Raw genomic sequence first — 23,367 nt, 5'->3', positions numbered from 1 at the left:
TTTCATCAAGAGAAAACATCGGTCATTTTCTATCACTTAGTATCATTAATCGGTTCATCATTATTTACATCAAGTACATCTAATAAAAAGATAAAGATTGGAATCCCAATAATAAGCCCCCATATTCCAAGGAAATGTTCGGAGAAAATAAGAATCATAAATGTATAAAAAACAGGTAAATTCGTTTTTGCAGACATAAATTTTGGATTTAATAAATAACTTTCAAGAGCGTGGATTACTGTAATGAACACTAGTATGTAAACAACATACATAACCCCGCCGACGTTATAGGCAATGATACAAAGTGGAAACAATGAAATGATAACACCAGCAACTGGAATCAAACCGAGTAGAAAGACCATGACAGCCAATACAAGAAGCTGCGGAAATCCTAAAATGACAAGTGCAATTACAGTGAGCACACAATTGACAACCGCAATTAAAAACTGTGCTTCAATTACTTTTCCGAACGATCTTGCAAATCTTTCACCGAAATATGCAATCTCCTCATAAAAAATTTTCAGCTTACTATCTTTAAATTTCGAAGTAAATGCTATAATACGTTCTTTTTCTAATAAGAAAAATAAGCTTAAAATAAGAGAAAGTAGTATTTGTAAACTGACCTTTCCTATGTTTGCTATCGATTGATATATGACATCTACACCTTGTTCGATATATTTCGATACTTCCATTCCATTAATTGTCGAAAGTGCATATTTAATTATTTCGTTATCAGGTGGGTTCTGAAAAAACAATTTAAATTGATAAATTAATTGTGAAATTTGTATCGTTAGTACAGGCAAATATTTATATAGTGTAGTTATAATAAACGTCACTAATACAATATATAAACCAGCAATAACCACTTTCCTATTTACTTTCAATTTTTTTGAAATAAACTTTTGAAATCGATCCATCAAAAACGTGAGAATAAACGTAATTAATATTAAATTAATCATACTTTTTAATCCATACAATACAAGCACTAATATTATTAAAACGAGAAACCGTTGAAACCCTCTACTTCGAAAGAAATTTTTCACTTCATTCATTAAAAATTAACCTCCCCCTTCAATGGATGGAAATTGAATATATTACATTTTATGAACTTCTATAGACAATCTTTCTTACTAATTAGGAAGAATCCTTTTTTCTTTTCTAATGTCGGATTTTTCATCTAATACTTTTCTAAAAACTATTTTTCAACTCTATATTTTAGGAGAACGTCTATTTTTAGACTGTTGCTCCTTAGTAGATTTTTCATATTGAAAAAAGAGAGTTATCTATTACTTAACTCTCTCTAGAAAAATGCTAAATGAAAAGCTTAATTATTTCAATCTAATCATTTCTTTTTTGCATTTGCTTCGCTAACAATTCCTTCACTTGGTTATACGTTAAACCTGAATTTTTGTTTAAACGCTTTACTTCCTCGACATCAGTACCTACCACTGTATATTTTTTCTCATCACTCATATTTCCACTTCCTTTTTCACCAGATCATTTCTTATATTTCTTCCCTAAACTCTTATAAATTAACACAAATAAGCTGTACTAAATTAAATAGCTAAAGGGCGTTTAGTTGCATAAGAGGAATAGATAAAAAAATGTCGAATTTATTTATTTGTTGAAATTAAGGACTTGGAGGATACATTTTGAAGAAATATGAGTTTAAAAATAACATTCCAACATTGGAAGAGTACAAATATTTGTGCGAGTCTGTTGGATGGACTAATTATATGAATTTTGAAGTGGTGGAAACATCACTAAAGAATTCTATCCACTGCATCACAGTCAAGGATAATGAACAAATTGTGGGCATGGGGAGAATTGTTGGTGATGGGGCTATCTATTTCTATATTCAAGATATAGTGGTTCATCCAGATTATCAGAAAAATGGTATTTGGAAAAAAATAATGCATATCTTGGTTGAATACTTAAATCAGAATGCCCTGATAAGGCGTTTGTCGGTTTGTTTGCATCACAAGGTAAAGAATCTTTCTATGAAAAATATGATTTTAAAGATTACTCACCAAACATGACGGGAATGTTTACTGTCATTTCAAAAAAATAAACATAATAGATTTTTAATTATACGTCATCAATATTAAAGAAATTGTTCTCGCAGTAATCCTTTTATTATTAAGCTAAAAGGATGCTTATCTTAAATAAGATCTTCCACGATTGGGTGTGAATATTAAATAAGAAAGGACAGTACATAGTATATATACTGTCCTTTAATTTATCTAACTTTTTTTAATTTTGATCTTGAATTGTATTTCTTAATAAAATTTCACTACATCTTCAGTAGGTAAGAATGTTCTTTCCCCTGGTTGTTCATTTGGCTCACCAAATGGCATTTGTCCTACTAAGCTCCACTCTGCTGGTATGTTCCAAGTTGCTTTCACTTCAGCATCTACGATTGGATTGTAATGTTGTAATGACGCTCCAATTCCTTCAGCAGATAATAGCATCCATACAGTATGTTGTAACATTGCATTTCCTTGATGAGACCAGAATGGGAACTGATCTTTATATAATGGTGCATTTTCTTGCATTTTTTCTACCGTTGCTTGATCTTCAAAGAATAGTACTGTTCCTACACCTGCATGGAAGCCTTTTAGTCTTTCTACAGTCGCTTCAAAGTTTTCTGCTGGCACGCGTGATCTAAGTGTTTCTTTTACGATATCCCAAAACTTTTCATGCTCTCCATCCATTAATACAACCATACGGCCACTTTGCATATTGAAAGAAGTCGGTGCATGTAAAGCTGTTTTTAAAACTTCTTCAATTCTTTCTTTCGTAATTGCATCGCTCTTTGTTACTTTACGAATTGAACGACGGTTCACAATTGCTTCTTTTAAGTTTGTTGTAGTTGCTGACATAGTAATTCCTCCAAATGTATGTTTTTTTTATTTAAACAAATCAATATGATTCTTTCATGCAAGACGAATTAACAATATCCATCCGTATTACATTTCATTCCCTCAAATGAGTTTGTTTTATCTTTTTCAATTTCCTTATCAATTACTCTTTGTAACGTTTCTTTACTAGCAAGCCCTTGAATGACTTCATCACCAATCATGACAGTTGGTACCGCCATAATATTCGCTTCATCATATGCATGCTGAATTGCTTCTTGATGCTTTTCTTTATATTTACGAGTTACTAAAGCATCTTTAAATTCAGCTTCAGGAAGTCCTACTTCTACCGCCAGTTTTGTTAAAACATCAATATCCTCAATGTTTTGTTCTTCTTGGAAAAACGCTGTAAATACTCTGTGATGATACTCATTTCCAAGTCCATGTTCTTTCGCAAATTGACATCCTTCGAAAGCTAAATGTGTGTATGGATGCGGTGAAACACGTGGTAAGCGCATTTCAATTCCTAATTTTTTTGCAGTAGGAAGAATGAAAGCATCCCATGAACCTAACTTATCCGGTTCGTTCCAAGGATCTATTTTAGAATATGGACTTGGACGCAATTCAAATGGCATCCATTCGATTTCCACATCTTTCTCTTTCGCTACTTCATCTAATGGGCCTTTTGCTAAAAAACAAAACGGACATATAAAATCTGAGTATACTTTCATTTTTACAGTCATACTTTTACACCTTACCTTTATAGTTGTAATCAAAATAGTTACATTAATAACAAAAAAATATAGATATTATTTTACACATTCATTTTCTCTTGCAAAGATTCAAATAACTGCCCCATCGTAATATTTCTCAAAACTTCTTCCATCGCAGATTGAGCTTGAATTAAAATAACTTCTAACACAGCTTGAATATTTGCTCCAATTGGACAATCTGGATTTGGTTGTTCATGAATGTTAAATAGTTTGTCTTCTTCTACTACATTCACTGCATGATACACATCTAACAATGTGATTTCATGTAAATCCTTTAATAATCCCGCACCACCTGGCCCACGATTTACGTAAACAAATCCAGCTTGTTTCAAGTAAGACATTATTTTACGAATTACTACCGGATTTGTATTTACACTTTCGGCCATATAGTCTGAAGTGCAAAGTGAAGATGGATTGTTTTTTAAAATAGATAACATATGAACAGCTATAGAAAAGCGGCTACTAATTTTCATCGTGATCACCACCTCGTTGTAATTATTATAGTTACAACAAAAAGATAAGTCAATCTTTTTTACAGATTTTTTAAAGCAAATAAAAAAGGTGTCTCATTACATTATATGAGACATCCCTTCTTATTCTGCAAACAACTCTTGGAATTCTTCAATAAATAGCTGTACAGCAAGTGAAGAATCCTTTAATGAAGGAACAGCTAAAGCGATTTCTCTCCATACTTGCGGTTCCAATTCTCTCGTTTGTATATTCTTTGGTAAACTCGTCAAAGATAACTCAGCCAAAATTGCGAGTCCTAATCCTTCTTGAATCATATTTAAAGCTGTTGTAACTGTTGAAATTATATATTCGGCCCGAAGTGGTACGTTCGCTTGTTTAAACATATCGATAATGGGTGGTTCGTACCCACCCTTACATAATATGATTGGTTCATTCTCTAAATCATCTATTGTAATAGAATCTTTCTTACAAAGAGGGTGATCCTCTCTTAAGACAACAACCATTTTCCCCTTCGTTAAGGGCACGATTTCCATATCTTTATTAGGTAAAATAACAATTCCGATATCAATTACTCGTGATACTAGCCAATCTTCTACTTCTTTAAGTGTACCCTCGCAAAGAACTAATTCTAAATTCGGATACTTTTCACGAAAGATATTAATCATTTTGGGTAAAAAATATGCCGAGGCACTCGGAAAACTCCCGATTCGAATTGTTCCAACTTCATGCCCTTTCTCCATCGCCACTTCTTGTTCAATCTTCTCAACGCCGTTTAAGATTTCTCTAATATGTACAAGAATTCTATTTCCAACATCCGTAACAATTAGCCCTTTTCGTTTATCGCGTATAAGAATGGTAACTCCTAACTCTGACTCAATACTTGAAATCGCATGACTTACAGCTGGCTGTGTCATATTTAACACCCTAGCAGCCTTCGTAAAACTACCTAACTCAACAGTTTTTATTAATATTTGCAGTTGTGTAATGGTCATAACTAATCACTTATACTCCTTATAAAAAAGATTCATTTTATTTATCATAGTCGATATCATATCATAGTGAAATGAATAACAACAAGGAGGTCTTGCAGTGACACAGCTTTCTCGAACTAAAGCGACAATAATTCTTACCTTTCTCGTTATTATGTGGGGAATTAATTGGCCGTTATCAAAATTCGCTTTGCATTACACACCACCCGTACTTTTTGCAGGGATTAGAACATTAATAGGAGGATTTATCCTACTTATTTTCGCATTACCGAAATACAGACAGTTAAATTTAAAGGAAACTTGGCATCTATACTTTATTTCATCTTTACTCAATATTATTTTATTTTACGGATTACAAACTGTCGGACTTCAATACATGCCCGCCGGACTATTCTCCGCAATCGTATTTCTCCAACCCGTCTTACTTGGCATTTTCTCATGGATTTGGCTTGAAGAGGCAATGTATGGCTTGAAAATTTTCGGACTTATTCTTGGATTTATTGGTGTAGGGGTTATTAGTTCTAGTAGTTTAACTGGACATATTTCTATTATCGGTGTTCTACTTGCTTTAGGCTGTGCTATCGGCTGGGCACTCGGCACAGTATTTATTAAGAAAACTGGACACCGCGTTAATGCCATTTGGATGGTAACACTTCAGCTTATTATTGGCGGACTTTGCTTAATCGGATTTGGTTCAGAATTTGAAAGCTGGTCTAACATCGCTTGGAGTATACCATTTGTAAGTGTACTACTATTCATCTCAGTCTTTGTTATTGCAATGGGATGGCTCGCTTACTTTACACTTGTAGGAGCTGGTGAGGCAAGTAAAGTGGGGACTTATACGTTCCTTATCCCTCTTATCGCTATTATTGTAAGCTCTATTTTCTTACATGAGGCCATTACAATTAGCTTATTCATCGGACTTTTATTTATTATCGTAAGCATTTGTTTTGTAAATATAAAGCCGAAAGCACTTGCTGTAGGGCAGCAAGTTGAAGTGAAATAAATATGAGAAAGAGCCTACCGTTTGTAGGCTCTTTCTTTTCCTTTACTTTTTACGACGGACTACAAAAATACACGTACATACCGACGATACAATCGCCAAAATAGATAAGACAATTGCTATTGTTTGCATATTACTTGTACCTTCATTTTTTTCCACACTAGATACTTCACCATGTTCTCCTGTTAATGATGTACCTTTTGCAATCGTAGTAAGTGAATGCGGCTTCTCAGCTTTCTCATCGCCTGTCCATTCAACAATTTCTCCATCTTTATATTGTTGATATGCATTCCAAGCTATTTGTTGCTCTTTATCTGGATTTTTAGCAACGAAAGTAAATCGTTGGAACTGGCCAGGTAAAATCCCTTCTCCTGTTGCTTCCCATATTACAGTTTTAACTTTTCCAGCTGCATCTTTTTGTTCTTCCACTTTCCACCCTGGCACTGGCTCGTACTGTTGAAACTCAACTCCAGATGGTATTTTTAGTGTGACTTTTGTTGTTGCCATATTCTTTTCAACAGGTACCTTTATTGTATACGTCTCCCAAGAGCTAACGTCAGACGTTGCTGGTTTTACAGTCACATGAGCACTTACAGGTAACGAAAAAATTCCCATTGCAATTATTGTCACTATCATTGTTGTTCCTAATTTTTTTATACGTTTCATTTTCTTATAACTCCTTTTCCTCTGTAACTTTTCTTTATCTGCCACCTACAATAAATTTATAATCTATATCGAAACTATCAAGGAATTTTGTTAACCCATGAACATGTATATTCCAGTTTCCTGTCATGTTAATATACATTCCTTCCGCTTCATATTCTCCCGGTGACACTGCCGAAACTTTAAATGAACCTTTGCCCATATTCATATCTAAAGATTGAGTCGTCAATACAATTTGTTCCATATCAGTAACAGGCTGTCCATTCTCATCCTTCAAAGTAATATGAAATGCATTCTGTCCTACCTTATTAGGACTTACATGTAAAGTAAGTTCATATCCATTATCTAATTGTTTACTCTCTGTAAAAGGTCCCGTAGGAGGCATCGGCGGCGTTTGTACATTTGTCATAAACGCTACGATTACAAAAACGATAATTCCAATGATAAACTCTACTTTCACCGTAGCTCCTAACCTTTGCTGCGCTCGCATTCTCCCTTTCACATAATGAATAATTCCCAATATCCCCATACACACGAATAAAAGTATCTTTGCTAATAAGGCCAATCCATACTTCGTATCAAATAGGGAATGGATCGTGGGAGTAAAAAATGTACTGTTAAAAAGACCCGTTAATAAAATCACTATGACAGCACCTGTTGCCCACGGTGAAAAACGCTTAATCGCATCCCAATACATAGTCCACTTGTCATCCGCTTTACGTAAAAGAAGAACAATCGATGATAGCCCCCCAATCCATAACGAAGCTGCGAATAAATGTAGAAAGTCCATAACGACAGCAATTTCTTTAAACTTTAGTCCATATGCATGACTATTGAAGGCTTTCATAACAAGTAACCCAATAAATAATACAATTGGAATGCTCCATACTTTAAACGACGAAAGCTTCTCACGCTTCACCGCAAAATATGTAACAATCATAAGCGTACTAATAAGAGCCATTTGAGTTATCCATACATAACCAAAAACAGATAGCTGTAATGTTTCTTTTAATAATATAGGATCGAATGCTTCTAACCATGAAACATCAGCATTTATTTTCGCCTGCAATGGTAGATTGAATAGTAAACTAATAAATATCCCAAATAATGATATCCATATTATTCTCTTACTCCTTGATTGAACTGGGGTTGCATTCCCTTTATACATAATAAGATTAAAGAATAGAACTCCTAAAAATAGTGAGAAACTTGTATATAGAACCCCACGTTCCATGATCATATCGATTTGCGGAACATAGCCCATCTCTTCTACTTGTATATCGTCTGTTCCCGCTTCTGCTAATCCAATCCGGAATGGAATAACTCCTTGAATCGGATGCCCGTCAGCTGAAATGGCTTTCCACTGAATAGAGTAAAGACCATTTTTGAGATTCTCTTTTAACCCAGCTTCTAATAATTTTTTGTTTTTCTTATCAATACGAGCATCTTTTAAATCTACTCTTTTACCTGAGGTATCTCTTACGAACAATGTATTAAAACTTGAAACTTGTATGTCCTCATCGAATTCAATTTTCACAATAGATGGTGCTTTCTTCAACGTTTCATTTTCAGTAGGGTTTGATTTCACAACATACGCATGAGCAGATGTGCTTTTTGGTATCAATATGATAAACACGCACGCTATTAATAGCCATGCCCCTAACCTTCGCATTACTTTCACAATCATTTCACTTCTTTCTTTTTCGTCACTACACTTTCATTACTTTTTACTTCCCAAGTTTTATTTCTTGATAAAATATTAACCTGATTAAGTATAAGGATCTATTTAGTATCACTCTCTATTTATTCCTCACCTCTATACTTCCAATATAATAGTAGCTACCTTCATAGATATTACTAATATTTTTAAAGTTGATTATCATTATAGCATAAAATATATTTATGTAAGTTTCTAAAGAAGAAAAGTTATCGTGAATCATTTGTGAAAAAAATGTGAAATAAACTCCCATATAAAGAGAAATACACAAATTAAAAAGGTGTTACGTTATTACGTAACACCTTTTCTCAAGGATAAACTTCCTTTACTTCTCTTCCGGATAATCACAATACTCAATGATTGTTCCCTCTGTATCCGCTGGGTTAAGATAAATTAATCGTCTACCATGTTTATTAATTCGAAGGGTATGCTCTAACGTTCGAATGCCTTGTTCCTTTAATTCTTCTAAAGCTACATCTAAATCATCTACACGATACGCAACATGATGGACACCTTTCCCTTTTTGCTTTATAAATCGTGCTATTGGAGAAGTTGTGTTATTCGTCGGCGCAAGTAATTCGATTCTATCACCATCAACTTCAAGAATGGCTACTTCGCTTTCAACACCGGGTGCTTCACTTACGTATCGATCTATTAAAGTCCCTGATAAAACCTTTTCATAAAACTGTATCGTACTATCTATATCACGAACTGCGATCCCGATATGGTCAATTGTTTTTTTCATTTTATTTCCCCTACTACTTTATTTTTTCTATTCTTATCAATAGTAACAAAAAAAGTTATAGAATCAAATTCTATAACTTTTTTTGTTTAACTTATTTTCTTATTTGCATCAGCTGCTGGTTGCACTCCATTTTTCGTTTTTACAACGCTAATACCATAGCCGATAAATCCACCGATAATCGCTGGGAAGATCCAGCCTAATCCTACTTCCTGCATCGGAAGGAATTTAGTGAACACACGGCTTACTACTTCAATGTTAACTCCAGCTGCACTTAATCCATCAAATAAGCTGATGATAAACGTTACGATTAAACTCACTTGATAAACTTCAGCTCTTCCTTTGAATAATGAGTGGAAGAATGTTAAGAAAATCAACACGATTGCTAGTGGATAAATTGCTGTTAATACTGGAACAGAAACTGCGATTAATTGCGTTAATCCAACATTTGCAACAATAGCACTAAACACACATAACGTAATTGCAATTGCTTTGTAAGGAACATTTGGAAATAACTTATGGAAGAATGAAGAGCATGCTGATACAAGTCCCACACTTGTTGTTAAACAAGCAACTGTAATCATTAACCCTAATAATACTCCGCCATATGATCCGAAATAGTAGTTAGAAACTTTTGCTAATACTTCTCCGCCGTTTTCTAAATGTCCAAGCTTCGCAACGCTTGAAGCTCCCATATAAGAAAGAGCTGTATAAATAATTGCTAAAATAGATGCAGCGATCAGTGTTGCTTTTGCACAAACAACCATAATTTGTGTTTTCGTTTTCGCACCTTTTTCTTTAATTGCATTAATGATGATGATTCCGAATACGAATGATGCAAGCGTGTCCATCGTTAAGTATCCTTCTTGGAATCCTTTGAAAAATGCATGTGATGTATACCCTTCAACTGGTGCTTGCATTTCTCCAATCGGATGAATAAAAGCAACGATTACTAAAATACCGATGAATGTCAATTTAATTGGCGTTAATATTTTCCCAACAATATCGACAATTTTCGCAGGATTTAGCGAAAAAAAACAAGTGATGCTAAAGAATATAATTGTGAAAAGAATTAACGGTGTAGAACCTAATCCCTCTGGCATAAACGGCTTAAGACCAATTTCATAAGAAACATTTCCTGTTCTTGGTATTGCAAATAACGGACCGATTGCTAAGTATAAAACTGTTGTAAACACAATCCCAAACACTGGGTGAGCACGACTTGCTAATGACTGTAAATCATCTTTACCTGAAAAACCAAATGCTAATACACCTAGTAATGGTAAACCTACTCCTGTTACTAAAAATCCAGCGTTAGCAATCCATACATTCTCACCTGCCGATTGACCAAGCATCGCTGGGAATATTAAATTTCCCGCTCCAAAAAATAGTGCAAATAACATTAATCCGATAACTACTATAAACGAAAATGGTACTTTATTCGCCATAATATAACCCCCATTCAAATTTCCTTATCTCATTTTCCAATTTTAACTAATTGAATTTTCTGAATATTTAATTTAAGTATCAACTATTCTTGAACTCATTATAGTTTGATATATAATATTTTGCAATACTATTTTCAAACTTTTCTTTTATTTTATAAATATACATTTTTTAACATAGGGAATAGACTAAAAAACCAATATGGTCATCCATATTGGTTTTTACATTTACTATCATTATTTAAAATTTCACCGCTACTTTCTTAACGTTCTCTAAACCTTCTTCAACAATTTGCTGTGAGCGATCTGGATATTGATTGTGTCCTTCAATTACAACTGTCTCTGGATTGGTAATTCCCCAGAACCCAAGTACGTTTGTAACGTAATTAACAGCCATTTCCATAGGAGCCATTTGTTCAGAAGAGTAATCTGAACCACGAGCGCCTAAAACAACTACTTTCTTATCACCAGCTAAACCTTCTGGACCGTTCGCTGTATATTTAAACGTTTTTCCAGCTTGAGAAAGATATGAAATATACGTAATTAATGGTGCTGGTACTGTAAAGTTCCATAATGGGAACGCAAATACAACCTTTTCAGCCTCTAAAAATTGATTTAAATATTTATCTACTGTAGCAACTGCCTTCTCTTCTTCAGCTGTTATCTCCATTCCTTGACTACGTTTATATCCACCCGAAATAGCGATATTTCCGTAATACGGAAGATCTAATGCAAATAAATCTAACTCCGTAATTTCTGTATTCGGATTTGCTTCCTTATAAGCACTTACAAATGTTTCATACATTTTTGAACTAATTGCTTGCTCCGCTGGACGATCGTTCGCTTTTACAAATAATACTTTTGACATAGTTTTATTCTCCTCTACTTTTGTATTTTCTTCTTTTTTACCAAATAATGAGCTAAATAATCCCATTCTCTTCACCTAAACTTTCTTATCATATTCATTATTCATCAGCATTAAAAATCTTATTCTAAGAAAAGGTTTCATCATGTCCTGCTGAAACTATCTCATTTAAATACATTATCTAAACCGAAGTTTTAACTTTTATTTATTTAATTACCTTATGTAAGTGAGTATAGTACACTCACTTACTTTAGTCAAGTAACTTTTAAAAAATAAAAATATCTCGGGTTAAAAATATTAAATAAAGATATTTCCTCAGTCAAAGTGATAAATTCAAAAACACATAAATACCTTGTATAATACAACTAGAAAGGGAAATTCATCTATAGAGAGGATTTATTAATGAGTACTTTAGAAAAGATTCAAACCTTTATCATTCTTGCAGCTGTTATATTTGGGGTTATATTAGGACAATTTAAGATGATACATATGTATTCAGAAAAATTTATTGTCCCCTTCTTATTTTTAATGCTTTATGGATTATTCCTCAGCATCCCCTTAAAGGATATAAAAAATGGATTCCGCAACTTAAAATTCGCTGGAACAAGCCTAGGTATTAATTTTATATGGACACCTTTTCTCGCTTGGGGATTAGGCGCGTTATTTCTTTCAGATCACCCAGCACTTTGGGTTGGCTTTATTATGTTAATGGTTACTCCGTGTACAGATTGGTATTTAATTTTCACAGAGATCGCAAAAGGTAACGTCGCATTATCTACATCAATTCTACCGGTAAATTTAATTTTACAAGTATTATTGCTACCAATTTATTTGTTTTTATTTGCTGGTGTAATGAAAGCAGTAGAAATTTCTATTTTAGTAGAAAGTATTGTTATTGTACTTGTTTTACCATTTTTACTTGCACACGCTACAAAATTCATTATGCATAAAATGAAAAAAGCTGAAACACTTGAGAATAAACTCATTCCGTTTTTCAGCTCTGCTCAAATTGTATTTTTAAGTTTAGCAATATTAGCGATGTTTGCCTCACAAGGTAAGTATTTATTACAAAATATGAATGTTGTTTTATTGTTACTTATACCAGTATTACTGTTCTTCATGATTAACTTTATACTAGGACAGTTTGTAGGACGTATCATGCATTTATCCTATGAAGACACTGTAAGCCTAAGCTTAACAACATTAGCGAGAAATTCGCCTGTTGCACTCGCAATTGCTGTGACTGCTTTTCCAGACGAACCTCTTATTGCACTTGCCTTGGTCATTGGGCCGTTAATTGAATTACCTGTGCTTGCTAGCATTTCGCAAGTGTTGCTGCTGATTAAGAAAAAACAGCAATACACATAATAAAAAACGTCCCACTGCGGGACGTTTTTTTATTGTCGAGAAATTATAGAATTAACAATAATTATCGTCTCTTACTCATTAATAAAAATGATATAATAGAAGATTAACTTTTCGTTACATTAAAAGAGCCTTTCTAATTAAACATTATAGGAAAAGCAAATATAACGAAAGCTGCCCAAAATCCATAGATTGGCAAATACTTCGTAACGGCATCTTGGATAGTTGAAGGTCCGGACTTGTTTTGTAGAAAACGCATATAGGAGAGCATAATCCAAATTAGATTTGCCCAGATAAGTATGTTTACTCCTAAAGCAGCAAGTCTATTAGGCGTAATCCCATAAGAAGAAAGTCTGAACACGATTGCTGACAAAGCCACACTGTCAATGATAAGTGCAAGAACAATTAAGGCAAAATTTATATAATCTGAAATGTTCTTTTTCTCGTCTGAGTCGCTCTCGATAATGGAAAATATGGTAACGGCCAATACACCAAGGAGTATTCCGTTGAAGACTATCAGGAAATTGCGGTCCAAGAATGGATTTTTCCCGACCCATATAACCGTTATTAGATAGAGCAACAATGTGATCAGGACAAGAGGACTAAAAATTTTAGCTATATATGGTGTAATATTCTTAGCAAGTTTCAGATTCATTGATACCAGGTATGCAGCCACAATAGCAAGAGCGGCAGCACCAAATAAAACAACATTACTAAAATAGAAGTCTTCTATATTCAAGTCAACAAACCTAAATAACTGCATGGTTAATGCTGCTAGTACCATTCCGCTAACTGCCATGCTGGCGTAGAGAATACAATACTCCAAATTAAATTTAATATAGGCTAATCTTGTACTGCCTTTTGAATATTCATTCCCTGTAAATGCAAGCCCTACCAATACCCATAAGAATATGGGAAAGTGTAAATAAGCAAGGATAATACTGTCTTTATAATTTAATGGCAGCGTATTAAGATAAAACCCGGAAATTAGGAACAACGCTGCAAGGAAATAAATAATACTTTTTTTCGGAGTATTATTGTAAATAAAATAAGCAGCAATAAAGGGAGTTACACCAAAAGCCAAGTTAATCGGAGCAATTGCTTCCTGTTCGACAAAATGGAAGATTATCCTGGTGCTTAGCCCTGCCAGAATAGCTAAAATGCCCATGAATAAGAAACCTTTTTGAAACAATGAAGGTTTTTCTGTATTTGCCGTCTCCTTGAAATGCAACCTTTCATACCAAGCATCTAGCACCTGGGAATCAGGGTTTTGGGCCCATGCTTGTGAGAATGACTTTTTAAAAGCTTTCGGGTCTTTTCTATACATTCTCTCCAACTCATGAGGGTTATCCATATTTTCAATAATCAAATTGTTAATGTCCATATTTATACCTCCTCTAATTTTAAAAATAACGTTGTTACCTTTTCCATAAAAAGAACCACACTTATTTATTCTGATTTTGATTTTAATATAAATTTTATCGTTTTGCAATAAATTATTATTATTTTAGATAATATTTTTGTTGTATATTTTCGTTCCAAGCAAAAACAAAAAGCATTCCTCATTCAAAGAAATGCTCTATAACTTTTTATAAACATCTGTGTAAGCTACTTTCAGTTGTTCTCTTCATTGCTTGTTTCCATTTTCTAATTTCTTATTTTTCCTTTATATAAAAGAAATGATCAAAATGATATAAACGTCCAATTTAATAGCATCTTTTCAAACAATTATTTCAAATAAATTTTAGTGCCAGTATACAAAACTCTGTAATTATAAAATAAAAAAGCATGACTTAAAATTGTCATGCTTTTTTCTATCTATATTTTCAAACCTAATACAGAACATTTCACTCGGGAAAGAGCTTTTTTATATGTTGAAACCACTTATGTCCTTGTATAAAAAGTTCTTTACTAATAAGTAGTATAATTACTGCGTTTTTCAAATTAGTAAAGAACTTTTTTATCTTTTATTTATATAGCTACAGTCAGTTTTGAAATTTCCTCAAGTAAAGAATTTTTTTATCCCGGCTCAATTTTTCGTAAGATGTCTATATTACTTGATTGAAGGCTATTTTTGCTTTGTTCATATCTCCTAATCAACCATTTCCCAAAATTGAGATGCTACTTTGGAAATTCTTTGGTCTTTTAACTTTACTATTACAGGCTCTAAATGAAAATCAAATTGTTTCAATTCAAAAAGCGTTGTATGTTCTAAAAATGATGATGTGTAATCCATTCTTGGAATAACGGATAATCCTAGTCCTCTACTAACAAGTGCTACAACCATCCTTATATCTTTACACTCGATAATGATATTTGGCTTGACTTGATGTTCATCAAACACTTTGAAAAGGTCTTCATTGAAGGAGAGTCCTTCCATTGCTCCTAGCATAATGAATGGGAACTGGGCAATCTGTTCAATCGTCACATGCTGTGATGAAAACGATGTTGCCCAACTTGATGGAATAATCACAGCGGTTGGTTGTTTTTTTAATATTTTCATCTCATATTGTTCACTATTGCCCAATCTTAAAAGTAAGGCAACATCAATTTCTCTTTGTTCTAGTCTTTTTAATAATTCTTCTGAATTTCCCGTTACTATGTTTATTTTAACATTAGGGTATTGTGTTCTAAACGTACTAACATAGTCAATGAGCATATTCGAACATGCAGATGATACACCGATACTTACTGTTCCTCCTATACCTTGTTCAATTTCTTGAATTTGCTGCTTTACATCTTGAATTTGTATTAACATTTGATTGGCATATTGGTATAGTATTTCACCTGTTGCTGTAAGCTCCCATTTTTGACGATATCGATGAATTAAAGTTGTGCCAAGATCAGTTTCAAGCTTTTTTAATAATTGGCTAAGTGGGGGCTGCGCGATATGGAGCACTTCTGCTGCTTTAGAAATGCTTCCTTGTTTCACAATTTCTTTAAAGTAATATAATTGCCTGAAATCCATTGTATCTCTCCGTCATATGTTTTTTGATATGATTAGTTTATCATATATATATTTTTCATATGTCGAATTTGACGTTATATTTAATTCTATAGCTATAGTCTTTATATTGATAATATTAACTAGAAAGTGAGAGATACTATGAATCATTGGAACAGAACCTTGAAGCGCATCATCTTATACGTGCTCGGGTTATTTTTTATGTCGATTGGCATTAGCATGTCGATTCAAGCAGGATTTGGTGTATCGCCTGTGTCATCATTAGCATATGCAAGTACGCTAACGATTGGTTTATCGGTTGGTGTGACAATGGCGCTTGCAAATGTTTTATACATTATTATTCAAGTGATATTAAGTAAACGCATGGAGTTAAATGAATTTGTGAGTCAATTCATTATTTCGTTTTTATTTGGGTTTTTCATGGATGCAACACTCTTCCTTGTACAACTTTTCCCTGCACCTGAAACTCTCCTTGCTCGAAGTGTATATTTGATTGTTAGTTTATTTGTTATAGCGGTCGGTTTAATGGGCTATACAACAGCGAAACTGCCATTAATGCCGTATGATGCGTTAACTTATGCAATTAGTGAAAAATTCAATTTAAAATTCGGTAAAGCAAAAATTTTGAGCGATTTAATAAACATTTGTGTGGCTGGTGCAATCTGTATAGTTTTCATTCAATCATTAGGCTCAATCGGAATCGGCACACTAATTGCCGCCTATTTTATCGGCAAAATTTTAGGGTGGATGATACCGTATTATCAACCAACTCTCCAACAATGGGTATTTAAAACAGAGAAGGCTGCCTAAGGAATCATAATAAAGTACAGGAAAAATAGATGAATCAAATTCCTCAGCCGAAATCAAATAATGAATTTTGCATCTTACCAAGTGCCAGTCCACATTAGGAATGGCATTTCTTTATTACTGCCTTTTCTTTGACCTTCTATCACTTTGGTTAAATGATAAAACAAACATTGTATTAAAACTAACCTGCCGTTTAGTTAAAGCAGGATCTTTAAACACCTTTTTTATATTTTAAAAGACTTTATTGTAAATTAAATAACTTTATTGCTACTTAACCCTATTTCATACCATCTTTTCAAACAATTAATTTAAATAAATTTTAGTGCTAGTATACAAAACTCTGTAATTATAAAATAAAAAAAGCATGACTTAAAATTGTCATGCTTTTTCTTTTCTATCAATAATTTTTTCAAACCTAACCTGTTACAGAAACTTTTACTCGTGAAAGAGCTTTTTTATATGTTAAAACCACTTAATTCTCAAACACAAAATTAATCTTATTATCTTTCCACTCTAACTTCGCATCAAACGTTTTCTCGCCTTTTTTAAAGCCTTTAATTAAATCGGTCTTTTCACCTTTTAATAGTTTCGTCATGTTTTTTTGCGAAATAGCTTTGCTTAAAATCTTCTTCGAGATGGTAAAGTCACATTGTGTTGTATTGTAGTTAGAACAACCGTAAAACGTCGACTTATCAATAACATCGCCATCGCATTTTTTACAGTTCCCGACCTTTTTACCTGTTGTAAATTTCGATCCTTTTCGCTCAATCGATTCAACATGTAATCCAGTGAAATCCCATTTCTCCGACATTTCCACTGCATCTTCAATAATTTTAGCTGATAGCTTTTTCGTTTGTTCCATAAATGTAGCTGGTGAAGCTGTACCTTCTCCGATTTCTGCAAGACGCTGCTCCCATTTTGCAGTCATTTCCGGTGAAGCTAGTATTTTGTCGCCGATTGCTGTAATTAATACTTTTCCCTTATCGGTCGCATACACTTGGTTTTTCTGTACATCTATATATTTACGGTCTTTCAGCATTGTAATAATACCAGCACGAGTTGCCTCTGTGCCTAAACCTTCTGTTTTCTTCAATACTTTCTCAAGCTCTTCATTCTCTAAATACTTACCGGCCGTTTTCATTAACGTAATAAGTTGTCCTTCTGTATAACGCTTCGGTGGCTGTGTTTTTCCTTCTTTCACTTTCACCTTTACAACTTTTCCTTGTTCACCTTCAGCTACAATTGGAAGAATCGTTTCGTCATCTTTATCGTCTTGGAAAATAACTTTACGCCAACCTTCTTGAATTTGCTGTTTTCCTTTCGAAATGAACTCAGCACGTTCGTCTACAAGAGTTGTAATCGTTGTGTAATCAAAGATTGCTACTTCATAATGCGCCGCAATAAGTCTTCTTACGATCATATCGTAAATTTTCTTCTCATCACCTGATAGTTTGCTTGGATTTGTAACTTGCTCTGTCGGTATAATTGCATAGTGATCTGTAACTTTCTTTTCATTCACATAACGCTTATTGTTCATAATCGATTCAATTGGTGCTGGTAATAAACCTTTATATTCATCAAACTGACTTAATTTCTGTAAAATATCAGGGAACGTCGCTGCCTCTCCTTGTGTAACATAGTTAGAATCCGAACGAGGGTAAGAGACAATCCCTTTTTGATATAGTGCTTGTGTTATATCAAGTGTCTTTTTTGGTGAAAATTTAAAGGCTTTATTCGCTGTCGCTTGCAGCGCTGATAAATTAAATAAAAACGGCGGCTGAAACTCTTTACGCTCCGTTTTCATTTCTTTTACTACAGCCGGTTTGTTTTGACAAAACGCTGCAATTTTATTTGCCAAATCAGGATCATTTAAGCGGGACTCATTATCTTTCTCCCATTTCCCCTCATACTTCTTTCCTTCTATATTAAAGGTTGCGAACACTTCCCAAAACGGCTCTGACTTAAAGTTCTCTATTTCTTTTTCACGCTTTACAATGAGTGCTAATGTTGGCGTTTGTACACGACCAGCGGAAAATACATCGTTCATTCCCTTTTTCTTTAGCAAAATGCTAAAGACACGCGATGCATTCATACCAACGACCCAGTCAGCGCAAGATCTTGTATATGCTTCGTAATACGTATTAATCGTATCTGCTTCATCTAGTAAGTTTTTAAATCCTTGATAAATAGCTTGTTTCGTCAAAGATGAAATCCAAAGACGCTTCATTGGCTTTTGCACGTTGCAAAGATTAATAATGTTTCGTACGATCAGTTCCCCTTCACGCCCAGCATCGCCCGCGTGAATAATTTCTGTTACCTGAGGATTATGTAACAGCTGTTTCACAACGTTAAATTGCTTATACTTTGACTTTGTTACCTCAAACTGAAAACGCTCTGGAATCATCGGTAATGTATTTAATGACCATTTTTTCCACTCTGCGTGATAATGTTCTGGATTACATAACTGCGTCAAATGACCAATTGCCCATGTACAGTACGCTCCATTTGGAAATAACTCATTTGCTTCTACTTCTAAATACCCATCTTTCCGGCGATATTTAAACTGTGAAACAAGAGCCAAACCTTGATCTGGTTTCTCGGCAATAATTAATTTCATTTTATAACTCCCTATCTGTATTCCAGTGTTACTTTCATTGTCTATATGTTTAGAAGCGATGATAATACAACAATCTTATTTATCATTCGCGGTTTGTCTCACAAATGGGAGACCTATAATATTATACGCTTATTCTTTATGTGTTCACAATAGAAACTCATTATATAACACTTTCTTTCCCATGCTCACAAACAAAAAAAAACACCCCAACATCGAGCGTCCTTTCCATTCACCACTATTTGCTTTCATATATTCTATAAAATTTAAAATACAACAATTCCTTATGAAGCATCGTCTACTAAGATAACCATCATTATTTAAAAATTATATTGAACTTACCTTTTTTAAATTGTGCAGATAATTTGCAGATATATATTAGCATAAGTACTCTCCATTTGAACATATGATGAAGTGAATGATAGGACAGGGAGGTATCATGATGTTTGCTTATACGTTAACTGCCTTAACACTTTGTTGTATCTCGATTATTATCACATCATATATTTCTAAACGTAAGGGTACCCTAATGGAGTATATGGTATTTATTATGTCTTTTAGTATGAGTATCGGTTTAAGTATCGGTTTTTATTTAGGTATTCTCTTTAAAGGAGAATTACTATATTCTACTTTGCTTGCTATTTTGATTAGTGGTTGTATCGGTTTTTTAGTCGGTCTACGTTTTCACCTGTACACTGCCTTAGAAGGAATGTTCTCTAGTTTAATGGCAAGTATGATGGGAGCTATGATTACAGAAATGTTAAACGCTCAACAAGCACATAGTATTCTGTTTATTAGTCTTTTACTTACTATAACGATAACTATGTCATGTATGATTCAGCTTTTATCAGAAACCTTTTCTACTTATATCCACCGCCGGTTTTTATTAGTACTTTCCATTAGCGTAGTAATTGTTCTTACTGTATTCGTGACATTTCCAGATCATACTCCCCCATCTTCATCCGGGCACGATCAACATATGCATTAACACTTGCAACGAAAATGAATAAGCAGCTATCCATAGGATAACTGCTTCATATTATTCTGGCTGATTAGGAATGTTAGGGTTTGGAACATAATCAGATTTGTAATCTGTATATTTCACTTCTGTTACCATTCCTGCTGAAGCATGGTGTAAATCATGACAGTGGAACATCCATTCACCCGGATTGTCTGCTACAAAGGCTACTTCATATTCTTCTCCTGGTTTTAAGTTCAAAGTGTCTTTAACAATTGGAGAACCTTCTATCGGTTTTCCATCTTTACTTAACACTTGGAAGAAATGGCCGTGTAAATGCATCGGATGATCGTCCGCTTTAGAGCGATTTACTAATTTTACTTTTACTAAGTCACCCTTTTTCACTGGAATTGGGTCAATATCTGGGAATACCTTTCCGTTAATTGTATATACCATTTCATTTCCATTCATTTGCGTATTCAAGTCCATATTATATGTGGCAGTATACTGTTGATTTGACGTGAAACTACCTAATTTTTTAGCACCATATTTCGTCATATCTAATTTCGGTAAATTTTCTTTTTCATCTGCTTTATCTTTCATCTCTTTGCTACCATCATATTCAATAACAGCTTTCATTCCTTTTGCACCTTTATTTTCTGAATGGTCTTCAACATACCATTTCCCAGGATTATTAGCAGTAAATTCAATATCATACCGTTCACCCGGTGCTATTGAAATTACTTTATCCTTTATAACTTTTGGATCATTTATTGGTTGGCCATCTGTCGCAATTACTTTTATATCATGACCGTGAACGTGTATATCATGTGATAGATAACCAGCATTAACGAATCGAAGACGAACTTTATCGCCCTTATCCACTTTTAATGTCTCTACTAAATCTCCGCTTTTACCATTGATTGTGAATAAGTCATACATACTCATATCATGACCTTCCATCTTCATATTTCCATGATCCATGCCTTTCATATCATCATTCTTTTTCGTATTTTCATTATCCTTAGATTTATTACCATCTACTTTTTCTGTTTGCCCTTTTGTCATTTCTTTTAACTGCTTATTAATTTCTTCTTTATCTGTTACCCATTCATCTAACATTAATGTGTAATCTTTATCATACTTTTCATTTGTATCCTCTACAATAAGAGCACCATACAAACCTCTATCTAGTTGATTTACAGAATCTTGATGTGAATGATACCAATACGTTCCTGGTACGTTCGCTTCAAATTCATAGGTGAAACTTTTTCCAGATTCAACCGCATCTTGTGTCACACCCGGAATTCCATCCATGTTATTTGGGACAGGATATCCATGCCAATGAATAGATACTGGTGCAGATAATTCATTTTTTAATGTCACTTTAACCTTTTCACCTTTTTTCACCCTGATTTCTGGACCAGGAGATGAACCATTAAATGTCCAGACTGGAACAATAACACCGCTACTTAGCTTTTGTTTTTCTTCTTTCGCTACTAAAGTAACTGCTGGCCCTTTTACAACTTTCAATGGTTTTGTAGCCGTTTCAGTCTGTGTTGTTGTTTTGTCGTTCATATTTTTATGATCATTTGTTGTATTTGTGGTCGCAGAACATGCAGCAATTAAAGATATTACGGAGACTGTAACTGCTGTTAATACAAATCTCTTCATGGTAAATCCCTCCTTTTTCTTTTTCAAGATTATTATAGAAGACAATTTTCAAGAAAATATGGAGATATAAAATGAGCAAAATAAAAAGGCGCCCAAAATTGAGCGCCTCTTCTAATTATTATTTCGTAACAACTTCATCTTCTTTTACATTTACATTATTTTCACTCATAAACTCTTCAATCTCTTCAACTGATCTAACGATATCTTTTGACAAGTTTTCAAACCCATCTTTTGTTACAAGAATATCATCTTCAATACGAATCCCAATTGATTCTTCTTCAATATATAAACCTGGTTCAATCGTAATAACCATACCTTCTTCTAATACTCTCTCTTTGTATGTTCCTACATCGTGAGTATCTAAACCTAGGAAATGACTCACGCCGTGATAATAATATTTAGATAGTTCCTCATCTTCTTGAATTAAACCAATAGCTTTACACTCTTCTGCCAGTACTTTTTTTGTATGCTCATTTAATGCAGCAAACTTTAATCCTGGCTTAATAAGTTCAGTTGTTTCTTTCAATGCTTTTAACACGATATTATATATTTGTTTTTGGCGACTAGAGAATGTTCCACTAGCTGGGAATGTGTAACTAATATCAGCGTTGTAGTAATCTTTTTGAGCACCTAAATCGAGCAGTACTAAATCACCATTTTGAATTTGTGCATCATTATCTTCATAATGAAGGACTGTAGCATTTTTACCGCTCGCCAAAATTGTATTAAACGCATGATGTTTAATTCCAGATGATTTAAGCGTAAAATCAAAATGAGCTTCTAATTCATATTCCATCACATCTGCTTTTGCATGCTTCAGCACGTTATAAATGCCCTCTTTAGTAACAGCTATCGCTTCTTTAATGATTTCAATTTCTTCCTCTGTTTTAAACACTCGTAATTCACAAATGTTTGGGTATACATTCCCAATTGTTATGTGCGGGTACTGTTCTCTTACATGTTTAGCAAACGCTAATGTTTTCGTCTCAGTACCGTTCCACTCACGAAGTTCCAAGTCTAAATTCACGTGTTTCACATTTTCTGCGAAAAGTGTATTCGTCATCGTCTTTTCAAAGCTATCTAAATACACCACTTTCTTTATACCTGATAATTTCTCTGCTTCTTCTTTAGAAACTGTTTTTCCAACCCACTTTTCAAGTACTGGATCTGATTTTTCAATGAAAAGAGTCTCTTCTACACTATTTCCAAACTTTTTTAACATGAAAATAACATTCGGCTCATCGATTCCCGTTAAGTAGTAAAAATTACGATTCGGCACAAATTTATAATGTGCATCAGCTGACATATGAGGTGCCTGTCCAGCAAATAAAATAGCAATTGATTCATCTGGTAATGTTTTCACTAATCTTTCTCTATTTTGAGCAAAAAATGTTGACTTCATAATAATCCCCCTAGCGTTCTATGTATGTTTTTCAAACTAATTATCCTCTGTTATTC

Annotated in this window: 20 protein-coding genes and 1 pseudogene; 5 read left to right on the top strand and 16 right to left on the bottom strand. The window is 33.7% G+C overall.

Annotation, left to right across the window (positions count from 1 at the left end; all coding sequences use genetic code 11):
• Positions 1-32: 32 nt before the first annotated feature.
• Positions 33-1,052 carry an AI-2E family transporter gene (locus tag EXW56_RS09375; protein WP_002200873.1) on the bottom strand — a complete coding sequence of 340 codons (1,020 nt, stop codon included), beginning with the start codon at positions 1,050-1,052 and terminating at the stop codon, positions 33-35.
• 286 nt (positions 1,053-1,338) lie between these two features.
• Positions 1,339-1,473, bottom strand: coding sequence for a hypothetical protein (locus tag EXW56_RS27845; RefSeq protein WP_002118339.1), 135 nt, complete (start codon positions 1,471-1,473; stop codon positions 1,339-1,341).
• Positions 1,474-1,652: 179 nt separating this feature from the next.
• Between EXW56_RS27845 and EXW56_RS09370 the strand changes: the two are divergent.
• Positions 1,653-2,071, top strand: a pseudogene (locus EXW56_RS09370) (GNAT family N-acetyltransferase).
• 208 nt (positions 2,072-2,279) lie between these two features.
• Here the strand turns inward: EXW56_RS09370 and EXW56_RS09365 are convergent.
• The 4 genes from EXW56_RS09365 to EXW56_RS09350 form a co-directional block, all read right to left on the bottom strand.
• Positions 2,280-2,882: a nitroreductase family protein gene (locus EXW56_RS09365; protein WP_002064868.1), complete on the bottom strand. Its 603-nt coding sequence runs from the start codon at positions 2,880-2,882 to the stop codon at positions 2,280-2,282.
• A gap of 68 nt (positions 2,883-2,950) precedes the next feature.
• Positions 2,951-3,601: a DsbA family oxidoreductase gene (locus EXW56_RS09360; RefSeq protein WP_002200874.1), complete on the bottom strand. Its 651-nt coding sequence runs from the start codon at positions 3,599-3,601 to the stop codon at positions 2,951-2,953.
• Between the two features lie 71 nt (positions 3,602-3,672).
• Positions 3,673-4,104, bottom strand: a complete 432-nt coding sequence (locus EXW56_RS09355; protein ID WP_002200875.1) for an Rrf2 family transcriptional regulator — start codon at positions 4,102-4,104, stop codon at positions 3,673-3,675.
• A 120-nt stretch (positions 4,105-4,224) separates the two neighbouring features.
• Positions 4,225-5,094 carry a LysR family transcriptional regulator gene (locus tag EXW56_RS09350; RefSeq protein WP_002200876.1) on the bottom strand — a complete coding sequence of 290 codons (870 nt, stop codon included), beginning with the start codon at positions 5,092-5,094 and terminating at the stop codon, positions 4,225-4,227.
• Positions 5,095-5,191: 97 nt separating this feature from the next.
• On the opposite strand from EXW56_RS09350, the gene EXW56_RS09345 reads away from it, so the two are divergent.
• Positions 5,192-6,097, top strand: a complete 906-nt coding sequence (locus EXW56_RS09345; protein ID WP_215597392.1) for a DMT family transporter — start codon at positions 5,192-5,194, stop codon at positions 6,095-6,097.
• 42 nt (positions 6,098-6,139) lie between these two features.
• On the opposite strand, the gene EXW56_RS09340 is transcribed toward EXW56_RS09345, so the two are convergent.
• From EXW56_RS09340 to EXW56_RS09320, 5 genes are all read right to left on the bottom strand, one after another.
• On the bottom strand, positions 6,140-6,760 hold the full coding sequence (locus tag EXW56_RS09340; protein ID WP_002200878.1) for a YcnI family copper-binding membrane protein: 621 nt from the start codon (positions 6,758-6,760) through the stop codon (positions 6,140-6,142).
• 34 nt (positions 6,761-6,794) lie between these two features.
• Positions 6,795-8,444: a copper resistance CopC/CopD family protein gene (locus tag EXW56_RS09335; RefSeq protein ID WP_215597391.1), complete on the bottom strand. Its 1,650-nt coding sequence runs from the start codon at positions 8,442-8,444 to the stop codon at positions 6,795-6,797.
• Positions 8,445-8,799: 355 nt separating this feature from the next.
• Entirely contained in the window at positions 8,800-9,219 is a 420-nt protein-coding gene (locus EXW56_RS09330; protein WP_002126861.1) for a VOC family protein, read from the bottom strand.
• Positions 9,220-9,305: 86 nt separating this feature from the next.
• Positions 9,306-10,664, bottom strand: coding sequence for a branched-chain amino acid transport system II carrier protein (gene brnQ, locus EXW56_RS09325; protein WP_002200880.1), 1,359 nt, complete (start codon positions 10,662-10,664; stop codon positions 9,306-9,308).
• A gap of 238 nt (positions 10,665-10,902) precedes the next feature.
• Entirely contained in the window at positions 10,903-11,595 is a 693-nt protein-coding gene (locus EXW56_RS09320; RefSeq protein ID WP_215597390.1) for an FMN-dependent NADH-azoreductase, read from the bottom strand.
• A 333-nt stretch (positions 11,596-11,928) separates the two neighbouring features.
• Between EXW56_RS09320 and EXW56_RS09315 the strand changes: the two genes are divergently transcribed.
• Positions 11,929-12,894 (top strand): arsenic resistance protein, encoded by a 966-nt coding sequence (locus EXW56_RS09315; protein WP_199660840.1) that lies wholly within the window; start codon positions 11,929-11,931, stop codon positions 12,892-12,894.
• A 133-nt stretch (positions 12,895-13,027) separates the two neighbouring features.
• On the opposite strand, the gene EXW56_RS09310 is transcribed toward EXW56_RS09315, so the two are convergent.
• Together EXW56_RS09310 and EXW56_RS09305 are read right to left on the bottom strand one after the other, a co-directional pair.
• Positions 13,028-14,275, bottom strand: coding sequence for a DUF4153 domain-containing protein (locus tag EXW56_RS09310; protein ID WP_215558307.1), 1,248 nt, complete (start codon positions 14,273-14,275; stop codon positions 13,028-13,030).
• Positions 14,276-14,983: 708 nt separating this feature from the next.
• A complete protein-coding gene (locus EXW56_RS09305) occupies positions 14,984-15,859 on the bottom strand; it encodes a LysR family transcriptional regulator (RefSeq protein WP_002148786.1) in 876 nt (291 codons plus the stop codon).
• Between the two features lie 138 nt (positions 15,860-15,997).
• On the opposite strand from EXW56_RS09305, the gene EXW56_RS09300 reads away from it, so the two are divergent.
• Positions 15,998-16,666 (top strand): YczE/YyaS/YitT family protein, encoded by a 669-nt coding sequence (locus EXW56_RS09300; protein WP_002200884.1) that lies wholly within the window; start codon positions 15,998-16,000, stop codon positions 16,664-16,666.
• 469 nt (positions 16,667-17,135) lie between these two features.
• Here EXW56_RS09300 and topB read toward each other — a convergent pair whose 3' ends face one another.
• On the bottom strand, positions 17,136-19,280 hold the full coding sequence (gene topB, locus EXW56_RS09295) for a DNA topoisomerase III (protein WP_002200885.1): 2,145 nt from the start codon (positions 19,278-19,280) through the stop codon (positions 17,136-17,138).
• A gap of 439 nt (positions 19,281-19,719) precedes the next feature.
• Between topB and EXW56_RS09290 the strand changes: the two genes are divergently transcribed.
• Positions 19,720-20,265, top strand: a complete 546-nt coding sequence (locus EXW56_RS09290; protein WP_215558306.1) for a hypothetical protein — start codon at positions 19,720-19,722, stop codon at positions 20,263-20,265.
• A 51-nt stretch (positions 20,266-20,316) separates the two neighbouring features.
• Here the strand turns inward: EXW56_RS09290 and EXW56_RS09285 are convergent, their stop codons facing one another.
• Together EXW56_RS09285 and EXW56_RS09280 are read right to left on the bottom strand one after the other, a co-directional pair.
• Positions 20,317-21,909 (bottom strand): multicopper oxidase family protein, encoded by a 1,593-nt coding sequence (locus tag EXW56_RS09285; protein WP_215597389.1) that lies wholly within the window; start codon positions 21,907-21,909, stop codon positions 20,317-20,319.
• Between the two features lie 118 nt (positions 21,910-22,027).
• Positions 22,028-23,311, bottom strand: a complete 1,284-nt coding sequence (locus tag EXW56_RS09280) for an aminopeptidase P family protein (protein WP_215597388.1) — start codon at positions 23,309-23,311, stop codon at positions 22,028-22,030.
• Positions 23,312-23,367 lie beyond the last annotated feature (56 nt).

The organism is Bacillus mycoides, assembly GCF_018742245.1.
In the GTDB taxonomy this organism is placed as follows: domain Bacteria; phylum Bacillota; class Bacilli; order Bacillales; family Bacillaceae_G; genus Bacillus_A; species Bacillus_A cereus_U.
Note: the sequence above shows the minus strand (reverse complement) of the source record. Positions and strands in the feature narration are given on the sequence as shown.